15 protein-coding genes and 1 pseudogene are annotated in these 16,394 nt (G+C 66.6%); all 16 read right to left on the bottom strand.

Going from position 1 to position 16,394, the window contains the following annotated elements; genetic code table 11:
• Window positions 1-7: 7 nt before the first annotated feature.
• Window positions 8-166 carry a hypothetical protein gene (locus KL771_RS00205; RefSeq protein WP_261966564.1) on the bottom strand — a complete coding sequence of 53 codons (159 nt, stop codon included), beginning with the start codon at window positions 164-166 and terminating at the stop codon, window positions 8-10.
• Between the two features lie 921 nt (window positions 167-1,087).
• Window positions 1,088-1,351 (bottom strand): DUF1467 family protein, encoded by a 264-nt coding sequence (locus KL771_RS00200; protein WP_261966563.1) that lies wholly within the window; start codon window positions 1,349-1,351, stop codon window positions 1,088-1,090.
• Between the two features lie 183 nt (window positions 1,352-1,534).
• Window positions 1,535-1,939: a methylmalonyl-CoA epimerase gene (mce, locus tag KL771_RS00195; RefSeq protein ID WP_054362360.1), complete on the bottom strand. Its 405-nt coding sequence runs from the start codon at window positions 1,937-1,939 to the stop codon at window positions 1,535-1,537.
• A 111-nt stretch (window positions 1,940-2,050) separates the two neighbouring features.
• Entirely contained in the window at window positions 2,051-3,160 is a 1,110-nt protein-coding gene (locus KL771_RS00190) for a hypothetical protein (RefSeq protein WP_261966562.1), read from the bottom strand.
• A 90-nt stretch (window positions 3,161-3,250) separates the two neighbouring features.
• Window positions 3,251-4,932, bottom strand: a pseudogene (locus KL771_RS00185) (ribonuclease J).
• Between the two features lie 119 nt (window positions 4,933-5,051).
• Window positions 5,052-5,834, bottom strand: coding sequence for a biotin--[acetyl-CoA-carboxylase] ligase (locus KL771_RS00180; protein ID WP_261966561.1), 783 nt, complete (start codon window positions 5,832-5,834; stop codon window positions 5,052-5,054).
• A complete protein-coding gene (nuoN, locus tag KL771_RS00175; RefSeq protein ID WP_261966560.1) occupies window positions 5,834-7,261 on the bottom strand; it encodes an NADH-quinone oxidoreductase subunit NuoN in 1,428 nt (475 codons plus the stop codon). Before nuoN ends, KL771_RS00180 begins: the two co-directional genes overlap by 1 nt.
• A gap of 162 nt (window positions 7,262-7,423) precedes the next feature.
• Window positions 7,424-8,935, bottom strand: coding sequence for an NADH-quinone oxidoreductase subunit M (locus KL771_RS00170; RefSeq protein ID WP_261966559.1), 1,512 nt, complete (start codon window positions 8,933-8,935; stop codon window positions 7,424-7,426).
• The gene (nuoL, locus tag KL771_RS00165) at window positions 8,935-11,073 is read right to left on the bottom strand and encodes an NADH-quinone oxidoreductase subunit L (RefSeq protein ID WP_261966558.1); all 2,139 of its coding nucleotides are present in this window, start codon (window positions 11,071-11,073) and stop codon (window positions 8,935-8,937) included. The genes KL771_RS00170 and nuoL overlap by 1 nt, the downstream gene beginning before the upstream one ends.
• Before the next feature lie 7 nt (window positions 11,074-11,080).
• Entirely contained in the window at window positions 11,081-11,389 is a 309-nt protein-coding gene (nuoK, locus tag KL771_RS00160; RefSeq protein ID WP_054362367.1) for an NADH-quinone oxidoreductase subunit NuoK, read from the bottom strand.
• Window positions 11,390-11,509: 120 nt separating this feature from the next.
• On the bottom strand, window positions 11,510-12,118 hold the full coding sequence (locus KL771_RS00155; protein ID WP_261966557.1) for an NADH-quinone oxidoreductase subunit J: 609 nt from the start codon (window positions 12,116-12,118) through the stop codon (window positions 11,510-11,512).
• Between the two features lie 77 nt (window positions 12,119-12,195).
• On the bottom strand, window positions 12,196-12,684 hold the full coding sequence (nuoI, locus tag KL771_RS00150) for an NADH-quinone oxidoreductase subunit NuoI (protein ID WP_054362369.1): 489 nt from the start codon (window positions 12,682-12,684) through the stop codon (window positions 12,196-12,198).
• 32 nt (window positions 12,685-12,716) lie between these two features.
• On the bottom strand, window positions 12,717-12,953 hold the full coding sequence (locus KL771_RS00145) for a hypothetical protein (protein WP_261966556.1): 237 nt from the start codon (window positions 12,951-12,953) through the stop codon (window positions 12,717-12,719).
• A gap of 10 nt (window positions 12,954-12,963) precedes the next feature.
• Entirely contained in the window at window positions 12,964-14,016 is a 1,053-nt protein-coding gene (gene nuoH / locus KL771_RS00140) for an NADH-quinone oxidoreductase subunit NuoH (RefSeq protein WP_261966555.1), read from the bottom strand.
• A 12-nt stretch (window positions 14,017-14,028) separates the two neighbouring features.
• A complete protein-coding gene (gene nuoG, locus KL771_RS00135; protein WP_261966554.1) occupies window positions 14,029-16,134 on the bottom strand; it encodes an NADH-quinone oxidoreductase subunit NuoG in 2,106 nt (701 codons plus the stop codon).
• A gap of 8 nt (window positions 16,135-16,142) precedes the next feature.
• Window positions 16,143-16,394 carry a hypothetical protein gene (locus KL771_RS00130; protein ID WP_261966553.1) on the bottom strand — a complete coding sequence of 84 codons (252 nt, stop codon included), beginning with the start codon at window positions 16,392-16,394 and terminating at the stop codon, window positions 16,143-16,145.

Here is a 16,394-nt window from a genome sequence, read left to right as displayed (position 1 = left end):
CAGTCCGTCACAGAAAGCCGAAAGGGGCCGAAAAGACAAGGGCAAGCCCGGCAACGCCGCAAGGGCCGCCTGTCGCGCCAGCGATCGCCTCGAAATCAGGCACTGCCCAAGAGTTGGCCAGTGCCGTCAGGATTTCGAACAAAATGGAACGGAAACGCCATTTCATCAGACTTTTTGAAATGTCTAAATCGATCCGATGCGAATTGTCGGCGTCCGAGGGGCAAAAAATCGACACAGGCCCTGCACAAATTGATGACAAAGCCGGATCGCCGGGCTATGGTCTCGCCATAAGAAAACGGGTCCGCCAGGGCTGCCATACAGCCCGGCCAAAGTGAGACCCTACGAGGCATCGCGGTCTAAGTCTTGGGAGGAAGCAACCCTGGCGCACCGTTTACGGTAGCTGCCACAATACTCGCCTGCTGTCAGGAGCCGGTGGGTATCGGTAAAGGGTTGAGACGCGCAACTGAAAAAAGCAAGGCGGCGACGCCTTGCTTTTTTTATGTCTGGAGCATGGCCGGACTGGCCTCGACGCCCGAATCCGCGTCCCAAATTCGTCCTATCCGACTGCCCGCCGACGACCTGCCCGCCGACGACGCCATCAGCACCTCCACGAACGCCATTGCTGTACGTGTCGCAAGGAATTGCGGAATGGGTGAAACCCGGCATCGACGACCGCTGGCCGAATCGAGCGGGGAACAACGTCCGACGACCGTCTCTTCGCCGAGGGTCCGCCCTCCGAGTTGTTGCCGGCCGCCGCCAAGCGGCGCGAAGACCACGGCACCGGAATCGGAAGCGATTTTGGGGCGCCGGCGCGCGGCGATGCTTTCAACGGAATCCCACCGGGTGTCCGCTGGGCGTAGCCGCCGACACCCTGCAGGCAGCGCGGCCGTGCCGCTGCGAGCCATCGGGCGATCCGGATCGACTTTGGGCGATCGCACTGAGTCCGGGGGCGGACGACAACCGGATCCCGAGCACGGCGCCAGCCCACGCGCATTGCTCCCCGTCCCGCCTCGCGGTCTGCGTCACGCCGGCGCAAGCCGCCACGCCGACCGGGACGGAGGGATGGCAGCGTCCTGCCCGGCCGCAGTCAGTTCGGCATGCCGGGGATGGGCAGATCGAGCAGCGACCAGCCGTTCTTGCGCGCCCAGACCATGGCGGCCATGATCACGCCGGAGACAACGGTGGTCCAGATCAGCTTCTTCAGCAGCATCGGCCGGGCCGGCGCGCCCGGATCCGTCCCGGATTCGACCGAGCCGGCTTCGTGCTGAGGCCGAACGCCCCAGGGCAGGATGGCGAACAGCGTCACCCACCACAGGACGAAATAGATCGCGAAGCCGGTGCCGTAGCTCATGCTGGTTTCCGAAGTTGCCGCCGGGCGCGGTGCCGGGATGGTCAGCGATGTAGAGCAGTTGGCTGACCGGCGCCAGACGGGAGCCGCGACCATCCTGCCCTGCGGCCATCGCACCGCATCCGGCCGGACCGGTCGGGCGATCCACCGCGCGCACGGCCGGGCCGTCCCGACGCATGCCGGCGGTCACGCCTGTTCGAGTTCCACCAGCGTGCCGAGAAAGTCCTTCGGATGCAGGAACAGCACCGGCTTGCCGTGGGCGCCGATCTTCGGGTCGCCGGAGCCGAGCACCCTGGCGCCCTCGGCCTTCAGACGGTCGCGCGCGGCGAGGATGTCGTCGACCTCGTAGCAGACATGGTGGATGCCGCCGTCCGGATTCTTCTCCAGGAACTTGGCGATCGGCGAATTCTCGCCGAGCGGTTCCAGGAACTCGATCTTGGTGTTGGGCAGTTCGACGAAGACGACCGTGACGCCGTGATCCGGCTGCGGCGTCGGCGCCGTCACGGTGGCGCCGAGCGCACCGCGATAGATCGCCGATGCGGCCTCGATGTTCCTGACCGCGATGGCGACGTGATTGAGGCGTCCGATCATGCCCGTCTCCCCTGACTTTCGGGGCCGAGATGTAGGCCGCCGGCGGGCGGGCGGCAAGTCGGACGATGGGCGCAGGCCGGGCGGCGGCGGCCGGCCGATCGCCGCAGCCGCTCACCGGCCCCAGGACCATATCCGCGCATGCCGAAGCCCGTGGACACGCTCCGCCTCGATCCCTCGCCGGGTGAAGAAATCCGGCCGCCGGCGCGCCTCTGCGGCCCCCTCCACCGTCAGGAACGCAGTGCGCGGAACAGTCGCGGCCTCGGGCGGGATGAGTTTCGACATTTCGCCGGCCGCCGCGGCCTGCATGGCGGCCTCGCGGCGGGCAATACCATCGTGAAGGCGCCCGATCCCGAGAAAGGTTCCGAACAGCCGCGTGCCGGGCGCCGTGCCGCGCAGCTTGCGGGCCGCCAGCAGGCCGGGACACAGGATGCCGCTCGGCCGATCGCCGAAATCGCCAGGCCCGCGTGCCGCGTCTTCGGCGGAAAGCTCGAAGACCGGACTCCAGATGTCGATATCCGTCCCCTGCACGTCCGCGGTCTCGACGCAACTCCATGGAAGGTAGTGGCTGTCGGCGTGGAATCGGAGCAGTCGGGAGCCATCCGGGCGGGTCGCTTCGAGCGCTTGCCGGGCGGTGGGAAAGAAGTGCAGATCGAGCCAGAGTTCAATTTCGGCCCGCGACCGCGCCTGCATCGGCCCGATGCCGGGGCGGCGATCGAGCCCCTCCAGCGCCCCCGCGCAGAAGCCGGGCGACAGCAGCAGGTTGCGACGGGGGACGACGTCCCCCGGTTCGCAGCGCTTGTCATCGTCGATCAGAACGCCGTCGACCTTGTCGTCCTCGGCCACCCGCTGGAAGAGTTCGGCGCCGGTCACGGGCACATATCGATCGTCGAGATATGACGATGCGGACGGATCGGTGACCGCCTGGTAGACCCTGGCGCCACGGTTGATGCCGTCATAGGCAGGCCGTCCACGCGAGCGGGTCGCCAGCATGAAGCGCGCGGCGAGGATTTTCCGAAGATCGCTGGCCGCCGGGACCGCCAGCATGGCCCGCAGCCGTCGCGTCGCCTCCGGCACGGGTTTCGGCGGCGGCGCTTCGGCCGGCTGGCCGGCGGCCTCTTCGAACAGGCCGCGCAGCCAAGCCTCGGTTCGCGCCGAGGCCGCCGCACGTTCCGCCTCCCAGCGTTGCAGCAGGATCGATTTCGGCGTCTCGTCCCCAGCCATGGCGCAGCCCTGCCCGCCCGGCATCCGGCCTGACGCTAAGGCAGGCGCATGCCCCGGGCGGAGCAACAGTAGCCGAACCGTGCCGGTCGGTCAGTCGACTTCGTGAACGATCACTTCGACGATCGGCTTCTTGCCCCAGCGCTCGGCGACTGCCGCGCGCACGGAGCGCTTGACGGCATCGGCGACCAGATCGAGATCACGCCGCTTGGCCTTGGGCAGGCCGGCCATGGTCTGCTCGGCGGCGTCGACCACGACATCCTCGAAGTCCTTCCCGGCCTCGTCCTCCGACGGGATGCCGATCAGCACGGCTTCTGGCTCGGCGGCGACCACGCCCTTGCTGTCGAGGGCCAGCGAGACGACGATCACGCCGGCGAAAGAGGCCTTGCGCCGCTCGCGCACGCCGCTGTCGTCGGGCAGCACGACCAGGCGGCCGTCCTTGAACAGGCGTCCGGCGAAGACCTCGTCGACGACCTCGGCCTGATCGGGCGCCAGCCGGATCATCTTGCCGTTGCCGCCGATCACTGCCCGCTTCACCCCGGAGCTGCGGGCGAAATCGGCATGGACGCTGAGATGGACCGCCTCGCCATGCACCGGAATGGCGACTTCGGGCTTCACGGCCTCATACATGCGGGCCAATTCGCCCCGGCGCGGATGACCGGAGACATGGACCAGCCCGTCGCGATCGGTGATCACGTGAACGCCGGCGGTGGCGAGCTGGTTCTGGATCGTATTCACGGCCTTCTCGTTGCCCGGAATGGTGCGAGACGAGAAGATCACCGTGTCGCCATGCGACAGGGCGATGTTGCGGTGCTCGCCGGAGGCGACCTTGGCGAGCGCGGCGCGCGGTTCGCCCTGGCTGCCGGTCATCAGCGCCACGACGCGGTCGCGCGGCAGGTAGCCGTAGGCATCCTCGCCGAGGAAGCCGGCAGGCCCTCGAACATGCCGAGTTCGGTCGCGACATCGATCGCCCGGTGCATGGCGCGGCCGAGAATGACCACGCTGCGGTCTGCGGCGACCGCAGCTTCGGCGACGGCGCGGATGCGGCCGACATTGGAGGCGAAGGTGGTGACGGCGACGCGCTGCGGCGCCTTGCGGATGATCTCGGTCAGGCTGGTGGCGACCTCGCGCTCGCTCGGCGAGATGCCTTCGCGCACCGCATTGGTCGAATCGCAGATCAGCGCGCGTACGCCCTCCGCCCCATAGGCGGCCAGGCGATCGAAATCGGTCGGCGCGCCGAGCACGGGGGTCGGATCGACCTTCCAGTCGCCGGTATGGATGACGGTGCCGAGCGCGGTGCGAATCGCCAGCGCATTCGATTCCGGGATCGAATGGGCGACGTTGATGGCTTCGATCTCGAACGGCCCGAGCGTCCAGCGCTCGCCGGCCTTGTAGCGGCGCACGGCGATCTCGGGAGCGCCGGCATGGCCTTCCGCCTTGGCCTCGAGCAGGCCATGGGCGAAGGGCGTCATATAGACCGGCACCTTCAGACGCGGCCACAGATCGAGCAGCGCGCCGAAGTGATCCTCGTGGGCATGCGTGATGATCAGCCCGAGAATGTTGCGCTTTTCGGATTCCGCGAAGCGCAGGTCGGGAAAGATCACGTCGACGCCCGGCTCGTCGAACTCGTTGGCAAAGGTGATGCCGAGATCGACCATGATCCACTTGCGGTCGGCCTCTGGCCCGAAGCCGTAGAGGGCGCAATTCATCCCGATCTCGCCCACGCCTCCCAGAGGCAGAAAGACCAGGTCGTCGCCCTCACGCCGCTTTCGCATTCCGGAACCATCCTCACTCGTCGCTCGCCCGATCCGCCGGGTGCCCGAGTATACGGTAAGCGAAGCCTCTGGTCGAGGGCGGCGAGGGTTCCGGCTGCCGCCTCTTTGGCCAATTCCGGTCAAGGCGCGGCGGAAGCGGATGGGCCGAAATGAACCTCGCCGGCCGTGATCGTGTGGCGCCCGCCATCCGGGGCGGCGAGGACCAGCCGGCCCTCGGCGTCGATCCCCTCGAAGCGGCCGGCGAGCGTGCGGCTGCCGAGCGTCACTGAGACCGGCGCGCCGAGCCCGGCGGCGCAGGCGCGCCACGCCGACAGGACCTCGGCAAGCCCCCGCCCCTCGTCCCACAGCGCCTCGATCTCGACCCAGGCTTCGGCGAGACGCTCGAAGACTTGGGCGGCCGGGACGGGTAGTCCGGCGCCGGCCAGCGAAGCCACCGCATAGGGCATCCCCTCCGGGGCGGTCACGACATTGACGCCGATGCCGATGACCAGCGCCATGCGGCCGTCGCCGCACCGCTCGGCCTCTAAGAGGATGCCGGACAGCTTGGCGCCGTCGAGGAGCAGATCGTTCGGCCATTTCAGCGCGAGGCGGTCTGCGGCGAGGAGACCTGAAAGGGCCCGGTGCAGCGCGAGCCCGGCGACGAAGCCGTAGGTGGCTGCGGCCTGCGGCGCGACGTGCACGATGCGCAGGAAGCTCGCGGCCATGTTGCCGGTCGGCGTCGCCCAGGTCCGGCCGCGCCGGCCGCGCCCGGCGGTCTGGGTCTCGGCATAGAACCAGACGCCGCCCGGGTCGCCCGCACGCGCCCGCTCCATGGCCGCGGTGTTGGTCGATCCGATCGTCTCGAAACATTCCAGACGGATGCCCGCCGCCCGCGCCTTCGGGCCGAGCGTAGGCCGATCCATCAGAACAGGCTCGCGGCCGCCGTGGTCGCCGCCGTGCCGATCGGGTTGGCGATCAGCACATAGCCGAGCACGAACAGGCCGGACAGGCCGAGCACGAATTTCAGTTCGAGCGGCATCGGTTCGAAGGCCGGCTTGGGCTCGTCGAAATACATGATCTTGATGATGCGCAGGTAGTAGAAGGCACCGACCACAGAGGCGAGCGCGCCGACGATGGCGAGGCCGAGCAGACCGGCCTTCACGGCGGCCATGAACACGTAGAGCTTGGCGAAGAAGCCGGCCAGGATCGGGATGCCGGCGAGCGAGAACATCAGCATGGCGAGCAGGAAGGCCAGCACCGGGCTGGTCCGCGACAGGCCGGCCAGTTCGCCGATATCCTCGACCGGGCCGTCCTTGCGGCGCATGGCCAGAATGCAGGCGAAGGTGCCGAGCGTCATGGCCAGATAGATGGCGACATAGAGGATGACGCTTTCGACGCCCTGCTGGGTGCCGGCGGCGAGGCCGACCAGCGCGTAGCCCATGTGGCCGATCGACGAATAGGCCATCAGGCGCTTGATGTTGCGCTGGCCGATGGCGGCGAAGGCACCGAGCACCATCGAGGCGATTGAGATGAAGACGACGATCTGCTGCCAATCCTTGGCGATCGGGCCGTAGCCGTCGATGACCACGCGCACCATCAGGGCGGCGGCGGCGATCTTCGGCGCGCCGGCGAAGAAGGTCGTCACCGGGGTCGGCGCGCCTTCGTAGACGTCCGGGGTCCACATGTGGAACGGCACCGCAGAGATCTTGAAGGCGAGGCCGGCGAGCACGAAGACGATGCCGAAGACGATGCCGAGCGAGGAACCGTGCGCCTTGAGCGCCGCGGCGATGCCGGCGAAGTCGGTATGGCCGGTGAAGCCGTAGGTCAGCGAGGCGCCGTAGAGCAGCATGCCCGACGACAGCGCGCCGAGGACGAAATACTTCAGGCCGGCTTCCGTCGAGCGGACATTGTCGCGGTCGATCGCGGCGATCACGTAGAGCGCCAGCGACTGCAGTTCGAGGCCGAGATAGAGCGAGATCAGGTCGTTGGCCGAGATCATCACCATCATGCCGACGGTGGCGAGCAGGATAAGCACCGGATATTCGAAGCGGTCGAACCGCTCCCGGCGGGCGAAGTCGAGCGACATCAGGATGGCGAAGCCCGAGCCGGCCAGCGCGAGCAGCTTCATCAGCCGCGCGAAGGGATCGAGCACATAGGCGCCCGAGAAGGTCGTGCCGTATTTCGGCGCGAACAGCAGCATCAGGAAGGCGACCGCGATCAGCGCCATGGCGCCGAACGACACCGTCCGGGACGACTTCTCGCCGGCGAAGGCGCCGAACATGAGGAGCGCCATCGCGCCGACCGCGAGGAGGATCTCCGGCAGGGCCGGGGACAGGGCGGGGAGAGCCATCACGAGTGTCGTTCCCTTCGGTGCCCTCGGTTCGATCCCCTGCCCTCTCAGAGGCGAAGACCGGCGAGGCGGACGTCCATCACATCAATTCGGCGGCGGCGCCAAATGCGGCGCCGCGGGACGGGTCGGCCGGCGGAGCCCCTGCCCCGCCGGCCGACAGGATCAGTGCATCAGCGCGGCCGTCTTGGTGACCGCCTCGATCGCCGCCTGATACTTAACCACGAGCGCGTTGGTCGAGGCCGCGATCGTGTTCAGGATCGGGGCCGGCCAGACGCCGTAGAGGATGGTGACGGCGACCAGCGGATAGAGGATCGCCTTTTCACGCCGGTCCAGGTCAAGCATGCCGGAGAGGCTCGACTTCTCCAGCGTCCCGAACACCACCTTGCGGTAGAGCCAGAGCGCGTAGCCGGCCGACAGGATGACACCGGTCGTGGCGAAGAAGGCGACCCAGGTGTTGGCCTGGAAGGCACCGATCAGCGTCAGGAATTCACCGACGAAGCCCGAGGTGCCCGGCAGGCCGACATTGGCCATGGTGAAGATCAGGAAGGCGACCGCGTACCAGGGCATGCGGTTGACCAGTCCGCCATAAGCGGCGATCTCGCGGGTATGCATCCGGTCGTAGACGACGCCGACGCAGAGGAACAGCGCGGCTGAGACGAAGCCGTGGCTGATCATCTGGAAGATACCGCCCTGGATGCCCTGCATGTTGCCGGAGAAGATGCCCATGGTCACGAATCCCATATGGGCGACGGACGAATAGGCGATCAGCTTCTTGATATCCTCCTGCATCAGCGCGACCAGCGAGGTGTAGATGATCGCGACGACCGAGAGGGTGAAGACCAGCGGCGCGAAATGGTCGGACGCCAGCGGGAACATCGGCAGCGAGAAGCGCAGGAAGCCGTAGCCGCCCATCTTCAGAAGGATGCCGGCCAGGATCACCGATCCGGCGGTCGGCGCCTCGACGTGGGCGTCCGGTAGCCAGGTATGCACCGGCCACATCGGCATTTTCACCGCGAAGGAGGCGAAGAAGGCGAGCCACAGCCAGGTCTGCATGCCGGCCGGGAACTTGTGGCCGATGAGGGTCGGGATGTCGGCCGTGCCGGCCTGCCAGTACATGGCGACCATCGCGACCAGCATCAGGATCGAGCCGAGCAGCGTGTAGAGGAAGAACTTGAACGAGGCGTAGACCCGGCGCGGTCCGCCCCAGACCCCGATGATGATGAACATCGGGATCAGGCCGGCCTCGAAGAAGACGTAGAACAGCATCAGGTCCGTGGCCGTGAAGACGCCGATCATCAGCGTCTCGAGGACCAGGAAGGCGATCATGTATTCCTTGACGCGGCGATCGACGCTGTCCCAGCTGGCCAGGATGCAGAAGGGCATCAGGAAGGTGGTCAGGATGACGAACAGCACCGAGATGCCGTCGACGCCCATCGAATAGTTGAAGGTGCCGCCGATCCAGGCGGCCTTCTCGGTCAGCTGGAAGCCCGGATTGGCCGTATCGAAACGGGCCAGGATCAGGAGCGAGACCAGGAAGGTGAAGACCGTGGTGACCAGCGTGGTCACGCGGATCCGGTTCTTCGCCACGGCATCCTCGCCGCCGACGATGGCGACGAAGAACACGCCGACCAGCGGCAGGAAGGTGACGATCGAAAGCAGGGGCCAGCCGGACATCAGTGCGAGCCTCCGAGCATCATGTAGGTCACCAGCGCGGCGATGCCGATCATCATCACGAAGGCATAGTGGTAAAGGTAGCCGGTCTGCAGCCGCACCACCTGCTGGGTGATGTCGACCACGCGGGCCGAGACGCCGTCCGGCCCGAGGCCGTCGATGACGCGCCCGTCGCCCTCCTTCCACAGGAAGCGGCCGAGCCACTTGGCCGGGCGGACGAAGATGAAGTCGTAGAGCTCGTCGAAGTACCACTTGTTGAGCAGGAACTTGTAGAGCCCCGGATTCTGCGCCGCGACCGCACCCGGACGCGACGGGTCGACGACGTAGAACCAGTAGGCGGTCACGAAGCCGATCACCATGGCGATGAAGGGCGAGGCCTTGACCAGCATCGGCGCGTTGTGGGTCTCCTCGATCATCCGGTTGTCCGGACCCGTGAAGAGCGCGCCCTTCCAGAAGGCGTCGTAGTGCCCCTTGATGGCTTCCCAGCCATGGCCGTAGCCATTGAACAGGCCGGTGAACAGCATGCCGGCGAAGACCGCGCCGAAGGCGAGGATCATCAGCGGCACGGTCATCGAGCGCGGGCTCTCATGGACATGATCCATCACGTCCTGCGGCGCGCGCGGGGCGCCCCAGAAGGTCATGAAGATCAGGCGCCAGGAGTAGAAGGACGTGAACAGGGCCGCGACCACCAGGAGGATGAAGGCGTAGGTGGCGAAGACGCCGTGGCCCATGAAGGCGCTCTCGATGATCGCGTCCTTCGAGTTGAAGCCGGCGAAGCCGACTTGGCTGAAGGGCACGCCGAAGCCGGTCAGCGCCAGGGTGCCGATGACCATCATCGAGTAGGTCAGCGGGATGTGCTGCTTCAGCCCGCCCATGCGGCGGATGTCCTGCTCGCCCGAGACGGCATGGATCACCGAGCCGGCGCCGAGGAACAGAAGCGCCTTGAAGAAGGCATGCGTGAACAGGTGGAACACACCGGCCGAATAGGCGCCGACGCCGAGGGCGGCGAACATGTAGCCGAGCTGCGAGCAGGTCGAATAGGCGATCACGCGCTTGATGTCGTTCTGCACCAGGCCGACCGTCGCGGCGAAGAAGGCCGTGGTGGCGCCGATGAAGGTGACGACGGCGAGCGCAGTCGGCGCGAGTTCGAACAGCGGCGACAGGCGGGCGACCATGAACACGCCCGCGGTCACCATGGTGGCGGCGTGGATCAGCGCGGAGACCGGGGTCGGGCCTTCCATCGCGTCCGGCAGCCAGGTGTGCAGCAGGAACTGCGCCGACTTGCCCATCGCGCCCATGAACAGGAGCAGGCAGATGACCGTCAGAGCATCCACATAGCCGTTCAGGAAGTGCAGCTTGTGACCGACCATCGCCTGGGCATTGGCGAAGATGGTCGTGAACTCGATCGAGTTGAACAGCACGTAGACGCCGAAGATGCCGAGTGCGAAGCCGAAATCGCCGACCCGGTTGACCACGAAGGCCTTGATCGCAGCCGCATTGGCCGAGGGCTTCTGGAACCAGAAGCCGATCAGCAGGTAGGAGGCGACGCCGACGCCCTCCCAGCCGAAGAACATCTGCAGCAGGTTGTCGCTGGTCACCAGCATCAGCATGGCGAAGGTGAACAGAGACAGATAGGCGAAGAAGCGCGGCCGATGCGGGTCGTGGCTCATGTAGCCGGTCGAGTAGATGTGGACCAGCGCAGAGACCGAGTTGACGACCACCAGCATGACGGCGGTCAGGGTGTCGACGCGGATGGCCCAGTCGACCGACAGGGTGCCGGACTGGATCCAGGCGAACAGCGGCACGCGGACCGCTTCGCCGGCGCCGAGGCCGACGCTGACGAAGGCGACCCAGGACAACAGCGCGGCGACGACCATCAGGCTCGACGTGACCAGCTCCGCCGCGCGCGATCCCGGTGCGGAAGGATGGTGGTCGTCATGGCCGTGGCCGTGATCGTCGGCGGCGTGACCGTGGTCGTCATGCCCGTGGGAGGCATGACCTTGGGAGCCGTGACCGTGGCTGTCATGTCCATGGCCGCTCAGCGCTGCCGCGCCGTCAGGCGCAGTCGGATGCGCGAAGAGCGCGATGGCGCCGGCGATCAGAAAGCCGATCAGCGGCAGGAAGACGATGGCCGAGTACATGAGCCGGTCAACCCTTCATCGAATTGATGTCTTCGACCGCGATGGAACCGCGGTTGCGATAGAAGACCACCAGAATGGCAAGGCCGATCGCGGCTTCTGCCGCCGCAACGGTGAGAACCAGCAGGGCGAAGACCTGGCCCACGAGATCGCCGAGGAAGGCCGAGAAGGCGACGAAATTGATGTTCACCGCGAGCAGGATCAGCTCGACCGACATCAGGATGACGATGACATTCTTCCGATTGAGGAAGATGCCGAACACCCCGAGCGTGAACAGGATCGCGGCCACCGAGAGGTAGTGCGACAATCCGATTTCCATGGGTCACCCCCGTTCGGGCACCGGCCACAACCGGCCTGACGCCCAGACTTCCTCGAAATGCTCCGGCGCAACCGTCGAAATGCCCCCCGGCCCCCCGGACGGCGCGCCGAAACCGAAACCTCAGAGGCCCTTGCCGGTCTCCACCGAGACGACCTCGATCGAACTGGCCGGGCCGCGTGCGACCTGGCGGGAGATGTCTTGCCGGCGCACGCCTTCCTTGTGGCGGAGCGTCAACACGATGGCACCGACCATGGCGACCAGCAGGACCAAGCCGGACGCCTGGAAGAAGAAGACGTATTTCGTGTAGAGCACCGTGCCGATCTGCTCGATGTTGCTGCCCGTCGCCGTGATCGGCACCGCCCCCTTGCCGACCAGGCCCGGATCGATCACCCAGCCGCCGAGCACCATCAGCAGTTCGACCAGCAGCACCGCGCCCAAAACGGATCCGATCGGCAGATACTGCAGGAAGCCCTGGCGCAACTCGACGAAGTCAACATCGAGCATCATCACCACGAACAGGAACAGGACCGCGACGGCGCCGACATAGACCACGACCAGGATCATGGCCAGGAACTCGGCGCCGACCAGCAGGAACAGGCCGGCCGCGTTGATGAAGGCGAGGATCAGGAACAGGACCGAGTGGACCGGGTTCCGAGCCGAGATCACCATGAAGGCCGACGCGACCGTGACGGCCGCGAAGAGATAGAAGAAGAGGGCTTTCAGGACCATCGGGAACCCCTGAGCCGGCCGGGCCGGCGATTGATAGTCTCGTTCCGGACCGGGCGCGACCCGGCAATCCGTCTACTCTAGCGGTAGGGTGCATCCATCTCGATGGAGCGCGCGATCTCGCGCTCCCAGCGGGCACCGTTGGCGAGCAGCTTGTCCTTGTCGTAGTACAGCTCCTCGCGCGTCTCGGTGGCGAACTCGAAGTTCGGTCCCTCGACGATGGCATCGACCGGGCAGGCTTCCTGGCAGAAGCCGCAGTAGATGCACTTGGTCATGTCGATATCGTAGCGCGTCGTGCGCCGCGTACCGTCATTGCGGCGCGGGCCGGCCTCGATGGTGATGGCCTGGGCCGGGCAGATCGCCTCGCACAGCTTGCAGGCGATGCAACGCTCCTCGCCGTTCGGATAGCGGCGCAGCGCGTGCTCGCCCCGGAAGCGCGGCGAGATCGGATTCTTCTCGAAGGGATAGTTGATGGTCGCCTTCGGCTTGAAGAAGTAGCGCATGGACAGGACGAAGGCCTGCACGAACTCCTTCAGGAACAAGGCCCTTGCAGCCTGATCGAGTGTCATCCTCACGCTTCCCTCGTCATCCGCCGACCGGCTCACCCGCCGACGGTCGATCCGAACCAGTAGCCGAGCCCGGCGAAGACCAGGGCATTGACCACGAAAACCACCTTCATCACCAAGTCCAGCGCGGTCGGGCCGATCCGGATCAGCGGAGCGGCCGTTCCCTTGCGCTCGGCCGCCCGCCGGATCAGCATCGCGATCAGACCGTAGTCGATCAGCCCGACCCCCAGCCCCACGACCGCGCCGACCAGACCCGGCAGCGACACTTCCATCGGCCTCTCCTCAGGGCGCGAGCCCGGTCAAGCGCAGGAAGCCGGCCACCGCGACCACCGCGAAGAGCGAGATCGGCAGGAACACCTTCCAGCCCAGTCGCATCAGCTGGTCGTAGCGGTAGCGCGGCACGAATGCCTTCACCATGGCGAACATGAAGAAGACCAGGAGCGCCTTCAGGAGGAACCAGAAAATGCCCGGGATCCAGGTGAAGGGCGGCAGCGCGATCGGCGCCGTCCAGCCCCCGAGGAACAGGATCGTGGTCAGCGCGCACATCGTCGCGATCGCCACATACTCCCCGAGCATGAACATCATGTACGGGGTCGAGCCGTACTCGACCATGAAGCCCGCGACCAGTTCGGATTCCGCCTCGACCAGATCGAAGGGCGGGCGGTTCGTCTCCGCGAGCGCGGAGATGAAGAAGATCACGAACATCGGGAACAGCGGAATGAAGTACCAGTTCAACACCGTCAGCCACGGCACGCCGAGCAGGCTGGCGAGGCCGCGGGTTTCCTGCGCATGCACGATCGCCGACAGGTTCAGCGAGCCTGCGCAGAGCAGCACGGTGATGATCACGAAGCCGATCGAGACCTCGTAGGAGACCATCTGAGCCGCCGACCGCAGCGCGGCCAGGAACGGATACTTCGAATTCGAGGCCCAGCCGCCCATGATGATGCCGTAGACGCTGAGCGACGAGATCGCAAAGATGTAGAGGATGCCGACATTGATGTCGGCGATCACCCAGCCCTGCGCGACCGGCATCACCGCCCAGGCGGCGAGCGACAGGATCACGGTGATCAGCGGCGCCAGCAGGAACAGGCCCTTGGACGCGCCCGCCGGGATGACCGGCTCCTTCAGCACGAACTTCAAGAGGTCGGCAAAGGACTGGAACAGGCCCCAGGGACCGACGACGTTCGGGCCGCGCCGCAGTTGGACGGCTGCCCAGATCTTGCGGTCGGCATAGAGGATGTAGGCGATCACGACCAGGAGCACGACCATCAGCAGCACGGACTGTGCGACCATGATGATCAGCGGCCAGAGATAGGAGGACCAGAAGTCAGCCATTGTCGTCCGTCCTCATTCGGCCGCCGCGGCCGCGGTCGTTCGCGCGCGGGCGAGCGCGGAGCACTCGGCCATCACGGCGGACGCGCGCGCGATCGGGTTGGTCAGATAGAAATCCTGGATCGGTCCCACGAAGCCGGCCCGGTCCATGGCGCCGCCGACATCGGCGAGCGCCGTCACGTCGCCGGCAGCCGCCGGTGCGATCGTGTCGATCCGGGCGAGATGCGGATGGGCCGCATAGAGCTTGGAGCGCAGGCCGGCAAGGCTGTCGAAGGGCAGCGTCTTGCCGAGCACGGCGGACAGGGCGCGCAGGATCGCCCAGTCCTCGCGCGCCTCGCCGGGCGGGAAGGCGGCGCGGTTGGCGAGCTGCACCCGGCCTTCGGTGTTGACGAAGGTGCCGGACTTCTCGGTGTAGGCCGCGCCGGGCAGGATCACGTCGGCGCGGTGCGCGCCGGCATCGCCATGGGTGCCGAGATAGACCACGAAGGCCGAGCCGAGCGCCGCGGTATCGATCTCGTCGGCGCCGAGCAGGAAGACCAGATCGAGGTCGCCGCGTCCGGCCGCCGTCACGATACCGGCCGTGCCGAGACCGCCCTCACCCGGCACGAAGCCGATGTCGAGCCCGCCGACGGCGGAGGCGCCGTTGTGCAGGACCGAGAAGCCGTTCCACTCGTCCGAAACCGCGCCGACATCGCGGGCGAGGCGGGCGGCGGCGGACAGGACCGCGAGGCCGTCGGCCCGGGCGATGGCGCCCTGCCCGACCAGGATCAGCGGCCGCTTTGCCGCCTTCAGGACCTCCGCGAAGGCCAGTTCGCCGCGGGCCAGCGCCTCGAGCGTATCCGGACCGGCGCCGAGATGGACGTGGTCGTAGGTCAGGTCGACCGTCGTGCCGATGACGGCCGCCTTGAAGCCGCCCTGGCGCCAGCGCTTGCGGATGCGGGCGTTGAGGATCGGCGCGTCCTTGCGCAGGTCGGCGCCGATGATCAGCAGCGCGTCAGCCGCCTCGACACCCTCAATGGTGGTGTTGAAGAGATAGCTGCCGCGACCGAATTTTGGATCGAGCCCACTCAGAGCCGGCCGGCCGTCGATCGACGCGATGCCCAGCGCGGTCGCCAGCGTCTTCAGGGCGTAGAGTTCTTCCACCGAGGCGAGATCGCCGGCGATCGCGGCCATCCGATTCGGCGCGGTCGCCTTGACCTTCGCGGCGATGGCCGCGAAGGCCTCGCCCCAGGAGACCGGCTTCAGGCGGCCGTCCGTCCCGCGCAGGTAGGGCCGATCGAGCCGCTGGGTTCTGAGGCCGTCGACCACATGGCGGGTCTTGTCCGAGATCCATTCCTCGTTCACGGCCTCGTTGAGCCGCGGCAGGATGCGCAGCACCTCGCGGCCGCGGCTGTCGACGCGGATGTTCGAGCCGAGCGCGTCCATCACGTCGACCGATTCGGTCTTGGTCAGTTCCCAGGGCCGGGCGGTGAATTCGTAGGGCCGCGAGGTCAGCGCGCCGACCGGGCAGAGATCGACCACGTTGCCCTGCAGTTCGGAGCGCATCGCGGTTTCGAGATAGGTGGTGATCTCGACATCTTCGCCGCGGCTGATCAGGCCGAGGTCTCCGACGCCGGCGACTTCGTTGGTGAAGCGGACGCAGCGGGTGCACTGGATGCAGCGGTTCATGCTCGTCTTGACGAGCGGGCCGATATACTTGTCCTCGACGGCGCGCTTGTTCTCGGCATAGCGCGAGGTGTCCACGCCATAGGCCATGGCCTGGTCCTGCAGGTCGCACTCGCCGCCCTGATCGCAGATCGGGCAATCGAGCGGATGGTTGATCAGCAGGAATTCCATCACGCCTTCGCGCGCCTTCTTCACCATCGGGGTCTTGGTGAAGACTTCCGGCGCCTCGCCGTTCGGACCGGGACGCAGGTCGCGCACCGCCATGGCGCAGGAGGCCTGCGGCTTGGGCGGGCCGCCCTTCACCTCGACCAGACACATGCGGCAATTGCCGGCGATCGACAGCCGCTCATGGAAACAGAAGCGCGGCACCTCGGCCCCGGCCATCTCACAGGCCTGCAGCAACGTCGACTCGGGCGCGACGTCCAGTTCGATGCCGTCGATCTTGATCTTGGCCATATCGGTCCTCAGGCCTTCTCTTCCAGACGCGTCACGCGATCACGGAGTTCTTCAAGTTCCCGCTGCAGCATGTCCGTCTTGACGTTGGCGTGCCCGGCAATGCCGAACGACGTGTAGAGCGTCTCATGCACTTCATCGAGACGGCGCTCGATCTTGGCCAATCGCCCGTCAACCGTGTCGAAACGCTTAGAATGCTCAGCCAACTTGGTCTGGATATCGACCAAGATGCGAAGCATCAGTTCGTTTTCGTTGGTCGACAC

The sequence above is a fragment of the Prosthecodimorpha staleyi genome (genome assembly GCF_018729455.1).
GTDB lineage: Bacteria > Pseudomonadota > Alphaproteobacteria > Rhizobiales > Ancalomicrobiaceae > Prosthecodimorpha > Prosthecodimorpha staleyi.
Note: the sequence above shows the minus strand (reverse complement) of the source record. Positions and strands in the feature narration are given on the sequence as shown.